This is a genomic window from Spirosoma harenae (assembly GCF_054776975.1).
This window is the reverse complement of sequence record NZ_BAAHBD010000013.1, coordinates 146,969-165,619: the sequence shown is the minus strand read 5'-3', so window position 1 is coordinate 165,619 and position 18,651 is coordinate 146,969. Positions and strand designations below refer to the sequence as shown.

The 18,651-nt window shown below is 47.0% G+C and carries 18 protein-coding genes; 8 read left to right on the top strand and 10 right to left on the bottom strand.

The annotated features are described in order from the left end of the window. Positions 1 to 8 precede the first annotated feature (8 nt). Together ACYVE4_RS19235 and ACYVE4_RS19230 are read right to left on the bottom strand one after the other, a co-directional pair. Complete coding sequence (locus tag ACYVE4_RS19235; RefSeq protein WP_461041823.1) at positions 9 to 2,216, bottom strand: hypothetical protein; 2,208 nt, start codon at positions 2,214 to 2,216, stop codon at positions 9 to 11. Further along, positions 2,213 to 3,235 carry a hypothetical protein gene (locus ACYVE4_RS19230; protein ID WP_461041822.1) on the bottom strand — a complete coding sequence of 341 codons (1,023 nt, stop codon included), beginning with the start codon at positions 3,233 to 3,235 and terminating at the stop codon, positions 2,213 to 2,215. The genes ACYVE4_RS19235 and ACYVE4_RS19230 overlap by 4 nt, the downstream gene beginning before the upstream one ends. 135 nt (positions 3,236 to 3,370) lie before the next feature. Between ACYVE4_RS19230 and ACYVE4_RS19225 the strand changes: the two genes are divergently transcribed. Further along, positions 3,371 to 5,056, top strand: coding sequence for a glucosidase family protein (locus ACYVE4_RS19225; RefSeq protein ID WP_461041821.1), 1,686 nt, complete (start codon positions 3,371 to 3,373; stop codon positions 5,054 to 5,056). A gap of 302 nt (positions 5,057 to 5,358) precedes the next feature. Here ACYVE4_RS19225 and ACYVE4_RS19220 read toward each other — a convergent pair whose 3' ends face one another. After that, positions 5,359 to 5,628, bottom strand: a complete 270-nt coding sequence (locus ACYVE4_RS19220) for a T9SS type A sorting domain-containing protein (protein ID WP_461041820.1) — start codon at positions 5,626 to 5,628, stop codon at positions 5,359 to 5,361. Positions 5,629 to 6,285: 657 nt separating this feature from the next. Here ACYVE4_RS19220 and ACYVE4_RS19215 point away from each other — a divergent pair. Both ACYVE4_RS19215 and ACYVE4_RS19210 read left to right on the top strand, forming a co-directional pair. Further along, on the top strand, positions 6,286 to 6,624 hold the full coding sequence (locus tag ACYVE4_RS19215; RefSeq protein ID WP_461041819.1) for a hypothetical protein: 339 nt from the start codon (positions 6,286 to 6,288) through the stop codon (positions 6,622 to 6,624). A gap of 142 nt (positions 6,625 to 6,766) precedes the next feature. After that, positions 6,767 to 7,009, top strand: coding sequence for a hypothetical protein (locus ACYVE4_RS19210; RefSeq protein ID WP_461041818.1), 243 nt, complete (start codon positions 6,767 to 6,769; stop codon positions 7,007 to 7,009). 172 nt (positions 7,010 to 7,181) lie between these two features. Here the strand turns inward: ACYVE4_RS19210 and ACYVE4_RS19205 are convergent, their stop codons facing one another. Then, positions 7,182 to 8,231, bottom strand: a complete 1,050-nt coding sequence (locus ACYVE4_RS19205; protein ID WP_461041817.1) for a sensor histidine kinase — start codon at positions 8,229 to 8,231, stop codon at positions 7,182 to 7,184. Between the two features lie 560 nt (positions 8,232 to 8,791). Continuing rightward, a complete protein-coding gene (locus tag ACYVE4_RS19200; protein ID WP_461041816.1) occupies positions 8,792 to 8,983 on the bottom strand; it encodes a hypothetical protein in 192 nt (63 codons plus the stop codon). Between the two features lie 251 nt (positions 8,984 to 9,234). Between ACYVE4_RS19200 and ACYVE4_RS19195 the strand changes: the two genes are divergently transcribed. The 5 genes from ACYVE4_RS19195 to ACYVE4_RS19175 all read left to right on the top strand — a co-directional run bounded on the left by ACYVE4_RS19195 (position 9,235) and on the right by ACYVE4_RS19175 (position 14,131). Then, on the top strand, positions 9,235 to 10,554 hold the full coding sequence (locus ACYVE4_RS19195; RefSeq protein ID WP_461041815.1) for a cryptochrome/photolyase family protein: 1,320 nt from the start codon (positions 9,235 to 9,237) through the stop codon (positions 10,552 to 10,554). A gap of 180 nt (positions 10,555 to 10,734) precedes the next feature. Continuing rightward, complete coding sequence (locus ACYVE4_RS19190) at positions 10,735 to 11,409, top strand: DUF429 domain-containing protein (RefSeq protein WP_461041814.1); 675 nt, start codon at positions 10,735 to 10,737, stop codon at positions 11,407 to 11,409. 174 nt (positions 11,410 to 11,583) lie between these two features. Beyond that, positions 11,584 to 12,840 carry a putative DNA modification/repair radical SAM protein gene (locus tag ACYVE4_RS19185; protein ID WP_461041931.1) on the top strand — a complete coding sequence of 419 codons (1,257 nt, stop codon included), beginning with the start codon at positions 11,584 to 11,586 and terminating at the stop codon, positions 12,838 to 12,840. 4 nt (positions 12,841 to 12,844) lie between these two features. Then, complete coding sequence (locus ACYVE4_RS19180; RefSeq protein WP_461041813.1) at positions 12,845 to 13,624, top strand: TIGR03915 family putative DNA repair protein; 780 nt, start codon at positions 12,845 to 12,847, stop codon at positions 13,622 to 13,624. A gap of 261 nt (positions 13,625 to 13,885) precedes the next feature. Next, the gene (locus tag ACYVE4_RS19175) at positions 13,886 to 14,131 is read left to right on the top strand and encodes a hypothetical protein (RefSeq protein ID WP_461041812.1); all 246 of its coding nucleotides are present in this window, start codon (positions 13,886 to 13,888) and stop codon (positions 14,129 to 14,131) included. Between the two features lie 214 nt (positions 14,132 to 14,345). Here the strand turns inward: ACYVE4_RS19175 and ACYVE4_RS19170 are convergent, their stop codons facing one another. The 5 genes from ACYVE4_RS19170 to ACYVE4_RS19150 all read right to left on the bottom strand — a co-directional run bounded on the left by ACYVE4_RS19170 (position 14,346) and on the right by ACYVE4_RS19150 (position 18,509). Next, the gene (locus ACYVE4_RS19170) at positions 14,346 to 15,254 is read right to left on the bottom strand and encodes a helix-turn-helix domain-containing protein (protein ID WP_461041811.1); all 909 of its coding nucleotides are present in this window, start codon (positions 15,252 to 15,254) and stop codon (positions 14,346 to 14,348) included. A gap of 3 nt (positions 15,255 to 15,257) precedes the next feature. Next, positions 15,258 to 16,073, bottom strand: coding sequence for an oxidoreductase (locus ACYVE4_RS19165; RefSeq protein WP_461041810.1), 816 nt, complete (start codon positions 16,071 to 16,073; stop codon positions 15,258 to 15,260). Between the two features lie 558 nt (positions 16,074 to 16,631). After that, positions 16,632 to 17,327: an SDR family NAD(P)-dependent oxidoreductase gene (locus ACYVE4_RS19160; protein ID WP_461041809.1), complete on the bottom strand. Its 696-nt coding sequence runs from the start codon at positions 17,325 to 17,327 to the stop codon at positions 16,632 to 16,634. 23 nt (positions 17,328 to 17,350) lie between these two features. After that, entirely contained in the window at positions 17,351 to 17,740 is a 390-nt protein-coding gene (locus ACYVE4_RS19155; protein ID WP_461041808.1) for a DoxX family protein, read from the bottom strand. Between the two features lie 52 nt (positions 17,741 to 17,792). Next, on the bottom strand, positions 17,793 to 18,509 hold the full coding sequence (locus ACYVE4_RS19150; RefSeq protein WP_461041807.1) for a DsbA family oxidoreductase: 717 nt from the start codon (positions 18,507 to 18,509) through the stop codon (positions 17,793 to 17,795). Positions 18,510 to 18,651: the final 142 nt, after the last annotated feature.

Below are 18,651 nucleotides of genomic sequence, written 5' to 3'. Positions count from 1 at the left end.
GGCATACCTTATTTTAAGACAATGTCACCCGTTTGGGCATCTAAAAGTAAGGTAGATCCGCGTTCCAGCGGAATCGTTACCGATTTTCCACTTTTCAGCCGTAGCGTTCGCATGCCGCCATCTTTGGTATGCAGCAACAACAGTCCAGAATTTGCATAGGTGAAATCGTTACGTTCGTTGTAAATATGGCAACCCGCCTTCCGGAAAATTTCCCGAAAGCCATCGGTTCCGTTGAGTGGCACTCCGCAGAAAATCGACGTGAAATCCTTCGTTTTTTTGCGAGCCATAATGACCTGCCTGCTCGTCTGTAACTCAGCCAATGGCTCGGCAGATTTATCATTTATGGTGATGAGCGGCTCAACGGGACCGCTGAATTTATAATCATAAGCCGGTTTTAGGAACGTAACGGCCGGTGTTTGTTTGCCGTCAATACGTTCCAGATTCATGCCCGTCAGTGATTTCACGAAGGCTAAATCGAGTCGTTCGCCATTCGTATAACCCGTCAAATAATTCCAGACGATGGTACGTCCGCCTTTCGCTACGTTGTTTTGAATGTAGGTTCGCTGCGCATCCGTCAGCTTGTACACATTCATGAAAACCACAGCTTTATACTGCGCCAGATTGACCCGACTCAGATCGAAATCATAGACATGATCGCCGACTGCGCCGGAACGCATGGCCTGCTCAATGGAGTGATCCAATACGTTTACAGTGATGGGCAACGGGGCTGATTTCAGGTAATAAAACACATCCTGACTCCAGACATAGAGCACATCAGCTTCAGAATGATACGGAACGGCAAGTCGCTTCTCAAACAGCTCTTTTTCGGCTTTCATAGCGGCCAGATACTTTGGATCGTCCCACCAGCCGAAGCCTTTCTGTGGACCAAAATCATAAAACCAGAAGCCAATGCCACGCATCAGGGGCAATAGCGCACACCGCTTCATGATGTTCGCATACGTAGTGTCGAATCGTGACGTATAGCGAATGTTCTCAAAATCATTTTTGTACAAATAACCGTTGTCGATTTCGTCGAACCAGAGTTTGCCGTGCAGCAGGGTCGATTCGATGATTCCGCGCGAATTGCCGGAACCACCCGCTTTTCGGCTGTCGGGCCAGTACGTTTGTGGAGCCGATAAATAGTCGATGTAAGGACTATCGAGAACTTGCTGTATAAACAGATGACCACCAACGGTTTGGCGATTGAACGTCATGTGCAGGTAACCGTAGAAAATGCCCGTAACTAGCGGCCTTGGCCAGTTCTCTTTTGCCAATCGGCAGAAATAAATAGCATCGTCAGCCACGACTTGCTGCTGCGCGGTGAAGTAATCGATGGTACGTTGGTCCTGAACGGGGTCTTTGAAAAAACCGTCTTGCGTTTTGAGACGCTCCGTTACATTCGGCACTATTGCATTCTCGAACGTAGCGTTTGGCGATTGCCAGGCTTTTTGAAGCGCAGAAACCGTTTTGTATTTGGTCTTCAGCCAATTGCGAAAGTAATTCGTCATGGCCGGACCGGTATCGGGGTCGTGTTCGATAAAGCCCCAATAATGCCATTCGCCGTAAATGCCGCCTGCTACGTGCATACCGATCAAGGCGTTGCCTTCAGGCGTTTTCGAAAGTTTTTGGCACAGTTCAACTAATTTCTGACCGGATTCCTGCTGCCAGCGCGTTGATGCCAGACTGGCTCGTAAAGCTGCATGAATGTCGTGTTCTTCGTTGTGATACGGCGGTCCTGCCAACAATGTTGTATCGACCGGCGTATCAGCGTATTGCGTGCATTCTTCCGGGTGTGCCTTGTTCCACCAGAAAGGCGCATTGACGTGGATACGTAGCACGACACCCGCATCCGGACACTGGTCGAGGACACCCCGTATTTGGCGTTGCGCCTTTCGAATATCAAGTGTATCGGCGTTTTTGTACCAGATATCTTCGAACCACAAGTCGACTTGAAACAGCCGAAAGCCAATCTGACAGAAGTTATTCAAATTTCGGGCAGGCACTTCCTCCCACGACCACCGTCCTCCGTAAGCATGAGTCAGCGCGTAAAACGCGGATGCCTGAGCTTTTCCGTTCACAAACAGCGTTGGCCGGCCGTTAAACGGCTTGATATCAGCTGATTTGGGCGACTGAGCCAGCAGCGATTGACAGCAAAAAAATAAGATTACAATGTAGATAAACCTCATCTGTAATTGACTACTTCGATTCGCCGTCATTTCGTTTTGGTCTTTAACCAATCCATCAACTGTTCCTGATATTCGCCAAGGTAACTGTGTTCAACGCCCTCGATTTCTTTCCACCACAGCTTTACGCCCGCCTTCAGAAAGTCATCTTTTAGTTTACGATTCTCTACGTTCAGCCATTCCTTTTCACCCCAAACCATCCAGACCGGCATATTTTTAAACTTGGCGGCATCATCATAGGTCACGTTTTTGCCGAGTGCTGCCGAATACAGTCCGACAGCGGCCCAACGGTTCAGTGTCTTCTGAGCGATGCGGAACGTACCACCGCCCCCCATCGAAAAACCATAGAGATACTGCCGTTTCGGATCGGTTTTAAATTGCTTATCAAAATCCTGTAGACATTCAAAAATGTCGGTTTCCGCTACGTCGCGATAGCCTTTATCACCCCGTCCCCAGGGCAAAATCATGAACCCTTCCCGGCGGCTCATTTGTGCCGTAGCACCCGCAGCTTTTGGTTGTAAATAGTCATAAAGCATGTGCCAGGGCGGGTTATTCGTTCCTCCACCGCTGCCATGCAGCTCTACGTAAAATGGAAAATCAGTTTTCTTAGCGGCAAAACCCTTTGGCAGAAATAACCAGTAATAACTATTTTTTCCATCGGCCCTGGATTTGAAAGCCATAATAAGCGGTCTTGTTCCCTGAAGGTACGTTTTCCATCTGGCCCCTTCGCTCTGAAAAAAGGCCAACGTACCAATAGCGGCTTTAACCTGTTTATCGTCAGGGCGTAACCCGTGCGTCGAATCGAGGCTTATTAGTATAACCGACTCGAAATGGCGTTTCAATAGTGGATTTTTCTCGTTTGCCGCCAGCGTCCGTACATGAGCAACTAACTGCTGTATCTCAGCCCGATCACTTGCCAGAGGTAATTTTGCCGTTTCAGTAGCATTATTTGAGGTAGCAGACTGAGCATAAGTGACATAGCACGTAACCGCCATGCCGAGCAGCAGAACGTATTTTTTAACAACAAAAGCGAACGTATTCATCCGATTCATAAGATTCCTTTTGCAAACAACGTGTCCAGTTTGGCTTACTTGTCCTGCTTTATCCTGACTATCGACAAAGCAGGACAATGACCTGACCGGAATCATCTTACTTGCCGCTCATTCATTTATAGTCCATTAAGAACTATGAAATCGCTTTGTAAAGCCCTTCTACTTTCTGCATTTATTATTAATTGTTTATCTACCAGTTTTGGCCAGCAGCCAACTCAATTTGGCAAAGGGACGGATGAATATGGTACGTTCTTCAACAGCCTGAAAGATCAACTTATTCATACTCAATACCGAAAAACGGTTCACTTTGGCGGCAAGGAACGAAAACAGTTTGTGCAATGGATTCGGGATCACGTGCATGTAATGAAAGCCATGAAATACCTGGAGCCGGATATCAGTACGTTCTGGCAATTTTTCATTGAGCAGCAAACGTCCGAGGGTTTGTATTTTGATTATTACTACCCCATGGTGGCGCGCGAAAATCACCGGCTCAACCTGTTCGAGAAGCGATACTGGAAAGTATTTGCCCGAGATACCATTCAAATGCACCGACTGCCGGTTGAGGCCGATTTGGAATACCTTATGGTGGAAGGCGGGCATTACATCTGGCAGGCAACCGGCGATACGTCGTACATCAAAACCTGGATTCCCCGAATGGAGAAAGGGATTCGGTATTCCATGACTGATCCGCTACGTTGGTCGAAAAAATACCAGTTGGTGAAACGGGGATACACCCTCGATACGTGGGATTTTATGCAGTTACCAACCACGCGGGCGGAGTACGTAAAACAGGGCAAAGACGTACAGACCGGCATTTTCAACATTGATGAGAATACGCCAATGGGTATTATGCATGGTGACAATAGCGGTACGTATGCGGCCTGTCGGCAACTGGCTCAACTTTATACGGCTTTAGGGAATTCTGCCAAAGCAACGTACTGGGCGGAGCAGGCCGATGGCATTCGCAAACGCACGAATGACCTTTGCTGGAATGGGAAATACTACGCGCACTTTGTTGCGGATGATCCTATCCCTTCTTATCTAAAAATGGATCAGAAAAACACGCTGAGCTTGTCGAATCCGTATGACATCAACCGGGGATTACCGACAGGTGATATGGCTCAGTCAATTATTCAAACGTATCAGGGGCTGAAAGGTAAAAATGTAGAAAATTCGTTTGCGGAATGGTTCGGCGTTTACCCGCCCGTAGAGCCCAGTTATGCGGATTACCTGCCGGGTTCTTACATGAACGGGGGCGTCAATACGATTGTCGGCGGAGAATTGGCCAAAGCTGCTTTTCAGCACGGTTTTGAAGAATACGGCGTCGATATTCTGAAACGCATGATCAAACTCAATGAAAAACACGGCGGCAAACTTCCTGTATCCTATAAACCCGATGGTACGGTTGATGAAGGCATTCCCGATAACTGGGGGCAAGCGGCTATTATGAGTGCGATGATTGAAGGATTGGCGGGTGTAGTCGATCTGGGCCATTCGTTCGAGCAGGTTGAACTGGCTCCCCGGTGGTTGGCCACTGGTAAAAATGAAGCGGATATAACGATTGCGTATGGCCCATCGGGAAAATTTGTGCATTACGATTATCAGCACAGCCCGCAACGCAAAACCATTAAGCTGACCATTGACGGAGCGTCTAAACAATATAATCTCCGCCAGCTTCTGCCAGCAGGCAAGCGCTTAAAAAGACTGACAATTGATGGTAAAGCAAGTGCGTCGACGCTCGAAACAGTGCGTAATAGTCAATACGTTCTGGTAAAGGATATACCCGGCGGAAATCATTCGATTGAATTGAGCTATAAATAATGAGCTGGGGCGTATAGACGGATCACAATGGGGTAGGGAGTTCTACTTCTACCTTTTAGTGTAAGATGGCTCCTTCGACATTCGGGGGAAATTCTCTCGAAATAGTAGCTAACGACTCAATGCCTGATTTTAGAGAGAGGTTTGGATAAACTTTTTCGTTTTCCGTTGAGCAGGATAGGCCAGCAGTTAAGAGTCCCACTGAGTAGATTAGTGAGTGTCATGCCAATAACGTGATTCTGTATGGCATCCCTTTTAGAGGCTAATCCCTGGCTCCGTTAACAGAGCCAGGGATTACGTTTGCTTTATGGTTTACTAATTCGGACGGTCTTATTACCTCGTAAACTACTGACCCGTAGCAACAGTACGCCCGCCGGTTGTTGACTTACATTGATTTTGTGCTGCTCGGTTGCCTTCGCCTGTTCAATCCTGCGTTTGGCGATCAAATACCCCTGCGCATTGACTACTACCAGCGATAAGGACTGACCTTCTGCACCCCGAATCTCAATGTCTATTTCATCGTTTGTCAGCGGATTCCCTAGAACGACCACATCCAGTTTAGTCGCGTATTCCATCGGTTCACTAGCTGCCTGGCGCGCTCCAACAGCAGACGTGTAATAGTTAGAGTGAAGTTTGCCTGAGCTGAAAGGCCGTCTGGATCAGTAGCTGTGAGAATGAGAGGAAAACTACCCACCTGAGAAGCAATACCACTGATGGTATTACCGCTAAAGGTTAGCTGTGTTTGGCTTCGTTGGCGTTAGTTTGGTGCTGGATAGTTTGATTGCCTATCAGAAAACACGAAGCTGGATAGCACGTACAGACACCGTTTCGGAATCTGGACACTTGAACAGGGGTTGGGTAAAGAATGGAATGAGCAAGTCCGGCAAGCCTGGCAAAGCTGCTACGAGGATATAACACAAATCATGCTTGAGAAAGCGTAAGTATTTGATTGCCTTTGCATTTATCATGAATGGCATCTTTTAATTTGTTGACGCTGACACTATTGCTAAGTTCGTTATTTCTTTTTGGTCACTACCCTCACAATTTAAGTTGATAGGGCTCTAGTCTTAAGGTATTTACGTTTGTCCAGTGCCTAAATCAGCCCGAATCTGTTACCTATATAGGGTTGGCTAATTAATCTCTCGTGCAGGATAGGTTGAGGCTGGCACTAAGCCGGTATAAAAAACGGCCAAATTGGGTCGGAATCAATTCCTTATCAACACGAGTTCGTTATGAAATTTATCCTATGCTTTCTGCTCACATCTGTTGCGTTTGCGCAGATACCTTTGCCAAATCAAGCCGTTTCTCAGGTGCATAGCGATAGCTCCCTGCGCACTCAAACAACGGCGCAACAATATGATTTTTACTACTCAGCTAAACAGGCGGAACGGCTTACTCAGATGAGTGCTGTTGGGTATACGCAGGAAGACCGGATCAAAAAGAAACGGTTTCGAGACAGAATTTTCACTGAATTCGTGCTAAAGGGGCGAAAACCTGATGATGGATTTGACGACTATACGCTAATTGGTTCGGGAATATTAGCAGACGTAAACTCAAATGAAGAGTGGTAATCAGTATGGCGACTTCCAGGTATAATGCAACTAGTATTCTTGAAAAAAGTTGATTTTTTGCTTAAAAGCTGAATTAACCTGTAGATTGTATTGTTTTTCTTATAGAATACTGGTTGAAAGATTCCCTGGTTTTCTATCCTATATGTTCGAGATGTTTGTCGGTGATGTGGTGTATTATGCCACAGCCGACCAAGTGTTAGCGAAAGATAAGATTAAAGCTATTTATAGTACGAAAGTGAAGGGTAGGAGTAAGCACATGTATACCCTTTATAATGGTCTGAGTAAGCTAGAGAGTGAGTTATTTCTGAGCCTTAAGCTGGCAAAAGATCATTTTGAGCGCAGTAATATCAGCCTGAAAATTCCGAAAGGATTTGAAACGGACTAGTCATCTGCCCCACCTATAAGCTATAGCGTGGGGCTTTCATTTTGCCTGTAAAATGAGAGGGCGACGATCAAGCTGCGTTTCCTGTAGGACTAGGATAGTTGGATGAGTACACGAGTACACCTAACTATCGGTCTGGGTGGGCGAGCAGGAGCAAAAAATTACCGAATAGCTCTTACAACAAGGGTAAGGTAACGCGAAATTCGCTACCCGTGTCCTCAATAACGGGAGCGGGTCGACCCAGCATCTGGTATTTGGAGATAATGTTGCTCAGGCCTATACCGTTGCTCAGCGCCCGTGTGGGCTTGCGCTGTATGTTGTTGGTGACAATCAACTGATTGTCCTGGTTGGCATACAGGTAGATGGTCAACGGCTGCTCGGGTAGTACAATGTTGTGCTTGACGGCGTTCTCAATCAGCAACTGGAGCGTCAGGGGGGGAAGTTGCCGGTGTTCGTTGCCGGGCAGAACATGCGTTGTTAAGATAAGCGAATCGCCGTGGCGGGTTTTAAGCAGGTGATAGTAGGAGTTAAGAAAGTCCAGCTCCGCCGACAGAGGTACCAGTGGAGAATCGTTACAGCGGAGCAAATACCGGTACACCGAACTCAATTCCTCGCTGAACAGTTCGGCTTTCTGCGGATCTTCGCTGATCAGTGCAGTGAGCGAATTGAGGCTGTTGAACAGAAAGTGTGGATTGACTTGCTGGCGTAGGGCATCTAATTCCGTCTGCATTTTCGCCTTCTTGAGCGCTTCGGCATCCGTTAGAGCTAATCGATACAGTTTTAGGTAGTAAATTACTTCATAGACGCCCCCAACAATAAAGGCAAACGAAATAGCCATGACGATATGCGTCACGTATACGCGAATTGTTGGCGGTTTAACCAGGCCCGTTGGGTCAATTTGGCTGAGGCCCCAGGTCTCGATAGGCTGCATCAGAGCAGTCAGCACCGCATAACCAACAAACGTAAGCAGAACACGCCGGCCGGTATTGTCAATTTGAAAATAGTTGGCTCGTGCCTGGAACACCCACCAGCGTAATAACTCCCACACAACGCCAGTCGTTACCAGTCCCCAGCTGAAGGTCAGCCATACCAGTGGCCAGGCAAAGCTGTACTCACGTATGTAGAAGTACACAAATGGTAAAACCGCCACCGGCACACCAATGATCCGAAACCATTTGTCGTCTGGTTTAGCCCGTTGTGGATCGACCGAGATTATTGTTTGCACGCAGAATCAACGCTATAAGCTACTATGCTAAAAATACGAACTTTTGCTGATTGCCAAAGATAGATTATCCGAAAGTCTATTGATAAAATGGAGCTAATTTTCGCCTTTCGTTTCTATAATGTTGCGATGACTGCTGAAAATTTGCCAGTATCAGCAACAGCCCACATCATAATGTTGTTGCCTGAAGACAGTCGCTGCTTTGATATCCAACCCGTGGAGCTATCACGGGGTCTTACTCCCTAAAAGACAATACGATGAAATGGTTATGTCTACTTCTTCTGCTGGTGTCTTGTCATCAAGATGAGCTTATTCCCAATACCTGTGGTGTAACTAATCCCCTTCAGGATCTGCCCTGGCTTAAAAAGCTAAATCAGAATGATAATTTGGGTTCCAGCATCGTCCAGGGTACTTATCAGGGTCAAACTGTGTATGCCGTATACGGGTGTGGTCGTTGTTTCGCTGGGCCCCATGTCGCGCTTTTTCGATGCGACGGCTCATTGATTTGCAGTGGGCTTGTATTGGATACATCGACTACTAGCTGTAATCAACTTGCGCTGACTTTACAGGATAGAAAGACCCTTGTTGAATACGCTCCCTAACGCCCGTTTTAGTGCTGACGAAACGTGATAATTGGGCACACCCGATAGTTGCCAAATGCCATTGGTAATGTCTGCTTTGATAGCCGCTTCATCAATGACCCAGTAACCATTAAGTATCTGATTGGGGTCGACAATCTCAACTGTCCACTTCATTTGCACCCCTTTGTGTAAAGCTAGCCTGGTATTAAAACATTCTTCTTTGACATAAGGATGGATTAATCGAGTGATAACTAAAAAACGAAATTAACTACCTTATGCTGCAACGATCTGGTCAGCCCAAGGAATTCGCCCCGAATGATGGTTCATACCTAACGGGCAGTCTGCTTGATATCAATGGCGGCAACGCCTGATTTAATTTGTCAGGGGTGTGCACCGCTGGCTACCAATCGTTTTTGCTTAAACAAATGGCTAATTTAACCGACCAACCCCTATCGCTGTGCTGGCTTCGGCGCGATCTGCGTCTGGAGGATAACGCAGCGTTGTATCATGCCCTCAAAAGTGGGCAAGCTGTCTTACCCGTTTTTATTTTTGATCGCCTGATTCTGGACCCACTGGAGGATCGGCAGGATCGGCGGGTGAGTTTTATTCATCAGCAGCTGCATCGACTCCATGCGCAGCTCGTTGCTATGGGATCAACCCTTTTGGTGTACTACGGTGAACCTCTTGCGGTGTGGCAACAGATACTCGAAACCATGCCAGTAGCCGGCGTTTTCACCAATACCGACTACGAAACGTACGCTAAAGGGCGGGATAAGCAGATAAGCCAGATGTTGGCTGAAAAAGGAATTGGGTTTCATACGTATAAGGATCAAACTATTTTCGAGGGCGACGAAATTCTAACTGGAAAAGGGACTCCCTACACCGTTTTTGGGGCTTACCAACGGAAATGGAAAGCAACGATGACAGACTTTCATGTTCGGTCTTATCCAACAGGTCGTTATTTTTCGCACTTTCATAAATGCTCGGCCCGATCCATCCCCAGCTTATCGGCCATGCAGTTTAAGGCCGTCAAGGAGAACTTTCCACCGGACCATGTTACGGACACCTTGCTGCACCATTACGCCCGTGACCGGGACAAACTGGCCCTACCCGGCACAACGAAGTTAAGCATCCACCTACGCTTTGGTACCGTCAGTTTTCGGAAGCTGGTTCGACAGGCGCTGGCGGAAAGTGATCGGTTTCTGACCGAGCTAATCTGGCGAGACTTTTATTTTCAGATTCTGGATCACTTTCCCCATGTAGAACATAAACCCTTCCGACCGGCCTACGAAGCCATACCCTGGCTGAATCGTGAGGAAGACATTGTGCGCTGGCAGCAAGGGCAAACGGGGTATGCGTTGGTGGATGCCGGCATGCGGCAACTGAATCAGACGGGCTGGTTGCCTAATCGCGCCCGGTTGAATGCCGCCAGTTTTCTGGTAAAAAACCTGCTGGTTGACTGGCGGATTGGAGAGGCTTATTTCGCTCAGAAGTTGCGTGACTACGATTTGTCGGCAAACAACGGCAATTGGCAGTGGGTAGCGGGTTCAGGCAATGATGCTTCGCCGTTTTTTCGGGTATTTAATCCTATCTCGCAAGCTAAAAAGTTCGATCCTCATGCCGACTATATTCGCCAGTGGGTACCCGAATATGGCACACCGGACTATACAAAGCCGATAATTGACTTTGCCTCCTCTCGCCAACGAGCTATCGATACGTACCGGAAAGCCTTACAATCCGGATAAGTGAAAATTTTCATCTCCGTTTTCACGTGTAGCAGGTATTAAGGTTGTGGGAGCGCTGGCTTACGCAAAGTGGTAAGCGTAGCCATGCCATCTGAACACAGTTAGGATTAACAATGGCGATGTTGAAGTCAATAAACGACTGGCCTAAAATTGGTATTCATCAGTAGACGCTCATTTTCGATGGAAACATACGAGCCTGCAAAGAAACCGGGCGTTTTCTATTCTGACTTAGCCGAAATACATAATAAGACGGTAGTTGGAATTGACCTTACGGGCTCCGAGAAAAAGAAGAGCGGCTGGGCTACGTTGACGAACGGGATAGTGGCTACCCGGACCATTTCTACTGATCTTGAGTTAATCGAGACAACGATTGGACAAAAGCCAGCCGTCATTTCTATCGATGCGCCACTATCCCTGCCAGCAGGCCGGCTCAGCGTGTACGATACGGATCCAGGTCGTCAGGCATTTGGTATCCAGCGGGAATGCGAGCGAACCCTGTTAAAACGGGGAATAAGATCTTATCCGTGCCTGATTCGAAGTATGCAGAAGCTGACGGAACGGGGCATGCTACTGGCTGCTGAATTTAGGAAAAGAGGATTTACCGTCATCGAAAGCTATCCGGGAGGTGCCCAGGATGTGTTAGGAATTCCTCGAAAAAGTAAAAGCATTCCCCTCCTGGTAAACGGATTACAAAGCTTTGGCTTAAGCGGCTTATTCGATCAGAAAGGAGTTTCTCATGACGAACTGGATGCAATTACTTCAGCGATCGTCGGTTGTTTTTACCTCGCTAATCGCTACGAAGCGTTTGGCAATGAAGTAGAGGGATATCTAATCCTTCCTAGTCTGAATGGTTGATAACCAGTAGTCTAGGCTGAAATAGTTCCTGGTGATATACATGTTTTTGCCAGACAGGCCGATGAGAAAGCAATTCTGAACAGTCTTAATTTTAGTTTTCACAGGCCCTGCTTCTTATAGCATACGAAAAAGTAGTATGTTTGACTTTAAACATACTATCGTATTGATGTAATGGTGAAGCAACGTGTATTGGAAAAACTGGAAATTCTCTCCGATGCCGCAAAATACGATGTGTCTTGCGCGTCGGGCCAGAGCAAACGAGACAACAAAGACAAAGGATTGGGTGATTCAAAAGGCTACGGCATTTGTCATTCCTTCACTGAAGATGGGCGGTGCGTATCCCTGCTGAAGATTCTGCTGACCAATCATTGCATTTTTGACTGTGCCTACTGTGTGAGTCGCAAAAGCAATGATGTCAAACGAGCCGCTTTCACCGTCGAAGAAGTGGTTGATTTGACCATTGGTTTTTATCGCCGGAATTACATCGAAGGGCTCTTCTTAAGCTCTGGTATTTTCGATAATCCAGACTCAACCATGGAACGCTTAGTGAGAATTGCCAAAAAGTTGCGTCTTGAGCAAAACTTCAACGGCTATATTCATTTAAAAGCCATTCCAGGGGCTAGCCAGGAACTAATGAACGAAGCTGGTCTCTATGCCGACCGTCTCAGCGTCAATATAGAAATGCCCACCGAGCAAAGTTTGAAGAAGCTCGCTCCCGAAAAAAATCACCAGGATGTGCTTCGGCCTATGGCGTATTTAAAAAACCAGATTACTGGCTACCAGGAGGAAAAGAAGCGAATCCAGACGGCGCCCGTCTTTGCGCCAGCTGGTCAGAGCACTCAGATGGTGATTGGCGCTTCTCAGGAAAGTGACCGGGATATTCTGGCAATGGCGGACCACTTCTATCAAAAAATGAAGCTGAAGCGGGTTTATTATTCGGGCTACGTGCCGATTAGTGAGGACAATCGACTGCCAATAATTGGTACGCCCGTGCCTATTATCCGCGAGAATCGGCTGTATCAGGCAGACTGGTTGCTTCGGTTCTATGGCTTTGCCGTCAAGGAGTTAGTGGATGCCGAACAGCCTGATCTCCAACTCGATATTGACCCAAAACTAGGATGGGCTCTCCGAAATCTGGACCAGTTTCCGGTTGACATTAATACGGCTGATTTAGAATTAATCAAGCGGATACCAGGTATTGGTGTTCAAAGTGCGCAGAAAATTGTTGCTGCGCGTCGCTTCCGAAAACTGATGCCTGAGCATTTACAGAAAATGGGAATCGCTTACAACCGAGCGCATCATTTCATCGCGTTCAGTCATCCGTTTGCCCGGCAAATTGATTATACGCCCTCGCAACTCAAACAGTTGATCTTAACCAGACAGACAAGTAAATACAGCCCTGGTTTCTCTCCCCAGCTAAGTTTATTCTGACCGGATGACGTGTATACTATATGACGGAACGTACGAAGGTTGGCTAACAGCCATCTTCGATATTTATGACAACAACCTGGGGGATGTTGATTTCGCTACAAATGACGCATCTTCCGTTTCGTTGTTTGGAACACCGTATCGGGTTGCCACGGATGAACGTAAAGCGAAACGGGTATTGACTGGGTTGCAAAAGCGTTTGTCTGCAGCAGGGGTCGATCGACTGGCTAAAACGTACCTTTCTGAGATCGACCGGGTGGAAAATACCATGCTACAGTTTGTCCGTCATGTATTTGCGAGTTCTCAGAATATTGAAGAGGATTATAGTCATCCGGCAGTTTGGGCGGTGAAAACGGCTGCTCAGCGAGTGAACCGGGAAGCGCATCGCATGGAAGCATTTGTTCGGTTTAAGCTCACTAATACCCAATTGTACTACGCTATAATTGAACCAGATTGTGATGTAATTCCCTTAATTACGGCTCATTTTGAAAGCCGGTTTGCGGATCAGCGTTGGCTTATTTATGATGCCAGGCGCCGATATGGTATTTACTATGATTTAGAAACCGTGGCAACCGTGGCGATTAATGGTCAAAATGAACAGTCTAATTCTCAGCTGATTGTCGAGATTAGCGATGAGAACGAGGAGTTTTATCAGGAACTATGGCGGCATTATATTAAGAGTGTGACAATAGAGGCTCGTAAGAACAAGCGGCTTCAGCTACAGCATATGCCCAAACGGTATTGGAAACATTTGACCGAACAATTGCCTGGTCAAGGTTCTCAGTAAAACGGAGCAAAACTGTACTAGTCCAGCACCAATTTTTGACAGGCACGCAAACTCTCCTTATTGATTAAATTCACTTTTTGTTAATCAGATCGGTTACTAAAAACTCTTCTTTACCTATTGATTGTAAACGGTCGCTACCTCGGCAACGAGTACAGGGTAAAGCTTCAGCGATGATCATAAACTAACAATCTGCCTGGCTATACTGAACAATGACGAAGAACAGCGGGTTGTGTGGCTTACCAGCTAATCAATGCTCCCGTTATGCAAAATCAAATCGCAACCTACTTACCTAGTCCCCGCCCGGTTATTCTGATTGTCTACCGGAAAGAACCCTATCAGTACCTAGCCGTGTTTGTCGATCAAACTCGCCAGCAGGCAGAAGAGCTTTTTAAACAAAAGTATCCGCTTGAACCAACGGCTAGTTATGAGGTAAAAGAATTTCAGGATGTGGAAAGCTATTCGGTCACGGAAGATGGCAATCTGCTGGTAAATGGCAGCTACAAGTAAGAATGTTCACCAGTCGTAGATTGGGGCGTAAAGTACGAAAATTAGTACCCTGTAATCAGACAAATGGCTTTGCCCCAATCTCAAAAATGGCTCCCAATGAGACTGCATAAGGTATCTGTAATCGGGACGTTTACTGAAACAGAAATACACAAACTGGTTCACAATTAGATAAAAACCGGCCATCATCGGCATCCGCAACCTTTGTCGATTCTCCCTAATTGAGATGCCTGAATTCTAGGGGAGTCAGGCCCGTCTTGGCCTTGAATAAGCGCGAAAAGTATTGAGGATAGTCAAAGCCCAACGAAAAAGCCAGCTCGCCAACCGATTTATCCGTACCTAATAACAACGTCTTGGCTTCTTCGATCAGATAATAATGAATACGATCCTGAGCGTTCATTCCCGTTTCCTTTTTCAGTAAGTCACTTAAATAATTGGGCGATAAGAAAACCTGGTCTGCCAAGTACTTCACGCTAGGCAGACCTTGCTTAGTCAGGTCGGCCGACTGGAAATAACTTGTCAAGATCGTCTCAATTTTAGTAAGCAGATCCTGATTCGCTGTTTGTCGAGTGAGGAATTGTCGGTCGTAATACCTTGTGCAATAATTGAGTAACAGTTCTATAGTAGACACGATCAGCCGCTGACTGTGCCGGTCAATGTTTTCCGACAGTTCAGCATCAATCTTCTGCACTAGCTGGGCCAGATTTTGTTTTTCCTTGTCGGATAAATGCAGGGCCTCGTGCGTCTCGTAAGAAAAGAACGAGTACTCTTTGATGGTTTTGCCTAACGAAGTGCCTCGGATCAGATCAGGGTGGAAAAATACGCCCCAGCCCCACATGGCCACATCTAGCTGGGTGGGCTCGTCCAGGGAAATGACTTGTCGGGGTGCGATACAGATCAAACTGCCGTCCTGAAAATCATAGGCCTGCTGACCGTATTTCATTTTATTGGGGCAATAGTTCTTAAACATCAGCGCGTAAAAGCCCAAGGTAACTTTCAGACCTGAATTGAACTGCTCGCTGAACTGAGAAAAGTCAACTACCGCTCCCAAGGGATGCTTCACATGCGCTTGGGGAAGTAGTCGGTACATGTCGGAAATCGTTTCGAGGTGAATGATGTTGCTCATAGCTTATACCTGGCTCATGATTAGTTTATCAAAGGCTCGATCGCCTAAGTAGGTTCGCAGCCAAACCAGGGGCTTGGCCCACAGTCCGACTCGGTATCGGGTTTTGGGCTTATTGGTCGTCACGATTTTCGAGACTGTATTGGCAATAACTGCGGCTTTCGAACCGCCCCCACTCGCATAGGTTTTTTTTGTTGAGACGACCAATTTATTAGTCAGTTCAGCGTACGCTCCGGCGGAGGAAAACTGGCCAAGACTTTTCAGGACTTCATCGCTGAAATCGGTTAGGATGATGCCTGGCTCCAAGACCACCACGTTAATGTTGAACGGAGTTAATTCCAGCCGTAAGCAATCGCTTAATCCTTCAATGGCATGCTTACTGGCATGATACCAGGCGCCCATCGGCGTGTAAATCTTACCACCCATCGAGGAGGTATTGATAATAGTGCCTGACTGGGCTTTGCGCATGTAAGGTACTACTTTTTGGGTCATCGACGCCAGGCCAAATAAGTTTACCTCGAACTGCTTTCTGGCCTGCTCCATAGGAATGTCTTCGACTGATCCATAGAGACCATAGCCAGCATTATTCCATAGCACATCAATCTTGCCTTCTTGTTGGATGAGGGTGTCTACTACCCGTTGGATATCGGCTTGGTTAGTCACATCTAGTTGGATGGGATATCCGCCCATTGCTTTTAGGTCCTGCATTTGCTCGATACGCCGGGCCGCAGTGTAGACGGTATGGCCTTCTTGAATGAGTTTTTTGGCTGTTTCTTTACCCATGCCTGAACTGGCTCCTGTAATTAAGATGACCTTTTTCATGTTGGCTTCGTTTTTAAAGTACACCACAAAGGTCTACAGGATTGATCAGGGAGACTTAACACAAAACCGGGTTGGTTGTATACGAATTCTCGTTTGGAGAAGTACCCCCCGCGCGAGGATATCCTGTTTTTTAAATCTTGTTCCCAGCGATAGGCTTGCTAGTTCGTAATTGGATTTTGCCTTGCCAACCCTAGCTCCTAGACGATTAACCATGTTTCAAAAATTCTCTCGAAACCCTGATTTCAACATCTATCCGAAGTAATCATAGAGTATAGTGCGTCTAACCATCTTCTTCGATCAGCAATGTCGTTGCATCCATCAAGCCATCCTATTCATCAAGGTCTTTTTTCGGTTTAACAACGCGCATATCCTGTCATCGAAAGGAAACGAGCTACTAAGACGAAGGAGTGATTATGTATCTGCCCTGTAATTCGGGCGTTTCGAGAAATGCCAGGCACCCAGGAAAGCATTTTCTATGAACCACAAGTCTCTTCTAAATGCAAACGAGTACCTCGAAATAGTCATTTTCAAGGTACTCGTTTGTCCTGAATGCGTGAGTTAGTTCCCGCCAATAATGATTTCGGCTATCTCACGTTTTGTATGAAGATCCCAATGCGTTTGGGCCACTTTGTCGACATGTATGGTTGGCATATCTTCAGGGAAATCACCTTTTGAGCCGATGCCCTCACCGATTACAATGGCCCCAATTGATACGATACCCACGTAAATATTATCCTGACCCAGATCTTCGTGAAGCAAACGCGCATAATTTAGTAAGGCGCCAGCAGCCACGCCAAAACTGGCCGTAGCAACGTTCGGACGCTGGGCGGCTGACGCCGTGGTGAACAGGATACTACCCGATTTGCGCTCGAGCATGTGCGGAAGCACCGTTTGGACGGCCGTGACGGCCGAGAGCACCTGAAAGTCTAAATGGTATTGTTCATTGGCAACATCAATGTTTCGCGGGGTCCGCAGGGTTTCCCAGGCAGGCGAAGGACTAAACTCGAGCACATCGATGGAGCCATAGGTGTCGATTACCTGATTGAGCGCTTGCGTAAGGCTATCTCGGTCCAGAATATCAACCTTGAAAATGCCTGCCGCAATGCCCTTGGCTTGCAGTTTGCTTTGGAGCAGGGTCAGATTCTCGGTATTTCTGGATAATAGGGTTACGTTGTAGCCTTGCAAACCAAATTTTTCAGCTATTGCAAGCCCGACACCAGGGCCAGCACCGATAATGGCGATTGTTTGTGCCATAATAAGACTGTTGGAAGTGAGAACTACGAAAGTTGGGTATTGGCTTTAGGATGAAACAGTTGCTGCCAGGCCCAATATGAAACACTGGCAGCGGCAAGAATCAACAGGGTAACACCCCATTTTTGAGGGCCGCCATGGGTGGCCATCAGGGTGTAGGTTGCCCCCATGAAATAAAAGATAAAACCGAAATAGGCTGCTTGCTGGAAACGTCGAAGCGCGGGAACCAGAATAGTAATGCCGCCGACCACTTTAACGACCCCGAAAAAGGGCATGAAATAATCGGGTAGTCCTAGCGATCGGTTGACCTGGACCAACTGATCAACCTGAAGGATATTGAAGATACCCGCTAGGCCAACCAAGGCCAAAAATAGAGTAGATAGCCAATAGATTTGTTTTACGTGTCTGGTATTCATAATGGATTGATGGTTGACAATTGTAATGGGTCTAATTTGCTGCCAATGAAGATTACTTACAGTCCCCCTCTGGGGTGCATACCGCTCCTTCGATGATGTTTATTGGCTCACGTTCAGTCTGCACCCATTGCTCATAGGCCGCGGCTAGTGCCTGAGCGAATCGGTTGGGTGGTTGAGCACCGCTAACCGCCTGGGTTTGATTGACCACAAAGAAGGGCACACCGGTGGCACCCAGTTGTCGTGCCCGATGGGCATCCTGGCGAACCTCATCTTTATACAGATCAGATTGCAGCACCTGCTTTACTTCCCCTGGTTGCAGTCCGACCTCTGTGCTCAAGGCCAGTAACGTTTGGTGATCGCTCAGTAAGGCGCCTTCGGTGAAATAGGCCCTGAAAAAGCGCTCTTTCAGTTCATTGGTCAGGTTGTATTTTTTTGCCAATTGAATGAGCCGATGGGCGTCTAATGAGTTGGTGATCTTTGCCTGATCCAGTCGGTAATCCAGACCCGCATTTTTGGCGGTTTGCACCAATGATTTATGAACTTGAATGGACCATTCACGCGTTTGCCCTTTCAATTCGGCCACATAGTCATAAAAGCTTTTGTTGGGTTGATAAGTCAAGTCGGGGTTAAGCTGAAAGCTATGCCAGACAACCTCTACAGAGTCCTTGGCGGGAAATTCAGTGAGTGCTTTTTCGAAATTTCGCTTGCCGATATAACAAAAGGGACACATGATGTCACTCCAGATATCGACGCTCATTTTTGCGTTCATGTTGTATATAGTTTTGTGATGAAAAGCTTGTGGTGTCGACGGCTGACGAACGGCTAAAAGGCTCAGTAATAACCGGATCCTATTAAGGTGTATCATGCGCTAATTGGTAGCAATCGCCCATTTGCTTTCTTCACAAAAGTAC

Bases quoted from the DNA above. Each gene is read 5' to 3' on its own strand.
- ACYVE4_RS19235 (WP_461041823.1), bottom strand. From the start codon at position 2,216: ATGACGGCGAATCGAAGTAGTCAATTACAGATGAGGTTTATCTACATT.
- ACYVE4_RS19230 (WP_461041822.1), bottom strand. From the start codon at position 3,235: ATGAATCGGATGAATACGTTCGCTTTTGTTGTTAAAAAATACGTTCTG.
- ACYVE4_RS19225 (WP_461041821.1), top strand. From the start codon at position 3,371: ATGAAATCGCTTTGTAAAGCCCTTCTACTTTCTGCATTTATTATTAAT.
- ACYVE4_RS19220 (WP_461041820.1), bottom strand. From the start codon at position 5,628: ATGGAATACGCGACTAAACTGGATGTGGTCGTTCTAGGGAATCCGCTG.
- ACYVE4_RS19215 (WP_461041819.1), top strand. From the start codon at position 6,286: ATGAAATTTATCCTATGCTTTCTGCTCACATCTGTTGCGTTTGCGCAG.
- ACYVE4_RS19210 (WP_461041818.1), top strand. From the start codon at position 6,767: ATGTTCGAGATGTTTGTCGGTGATGTGGTGTATTATGCCACAGCCGAC.
- ACYVE4_RS19200 (WP_461041816.1), bottom strand. From the start codon at position 8,983: ATGAAGTGGACAGTTGAGATTGTCGACCCCAATCAGATACTTAATGGT.
- ACYVE4_RS19195 (WP_461041815.1), top strand. From the start codon at position 9,235: ATGGCTAATTTAACCGACCAACCCCTATCGCTGTGCTGGCTTCGGCGC.
- ACYVE4_RS19190 (WP_461041814.1), top strand. From the start codon at position 10,735: ATGGAAACATACGAGCCTGCAAAGAAACCGGGCGTTTTCTATTCTGAC.
- ACYVE4_RS19180 (WP_461041813.1), top strand. From the start codon at position 12,845: ATGACGTGTATACTATATGACGGAACGTACGAAGGTTGGCTAACAGCC.
- ACYVE4_RS19175 (WP_461041812.1), top strand. From the start codon at position 13,886: ATGCAAAATCAAATCGCAACCTACTTACCTAGTCCCCGCCCGGTTATT.
- ACYVE4_RS19170 (WP_461041811.1), bottom strand. From the start codon at position 15,254: ATGAGCAACATCATTCACCTCGAAACGATTTCCGACATGTACCGACTA.
- ACYVE4_RS19165 (WP_461041810.1), bottom strand. From the start codon at position 16,073: ATGAAAAAGGTCATCTTAATTACAGGAGCCAGTTCAGGCATGGGTAAA.
- ACYVE4_RS19160 (WP_461041809.1), bottom strand. From the start codon at position 17,327: ATGGCACAAACAATCGCCATTATCGGTGCTGGCCCTGGTGTCGGGCTT.
- ACYVE4_RS19155 (WP_461041808.1), bottom strand. From the start codon at position 17,740: ATGAATACCAGACACGTAAAACAAATCTATTGGCTATCTACTCTATTT.
- ACYVE4_RS19150 (WP_461041807.1), bottom strand. From the start codon at position 18,509: ATGAACGCAAAAATGAGCGTCGATATCTGGAGTGACATCATGTGTCCC.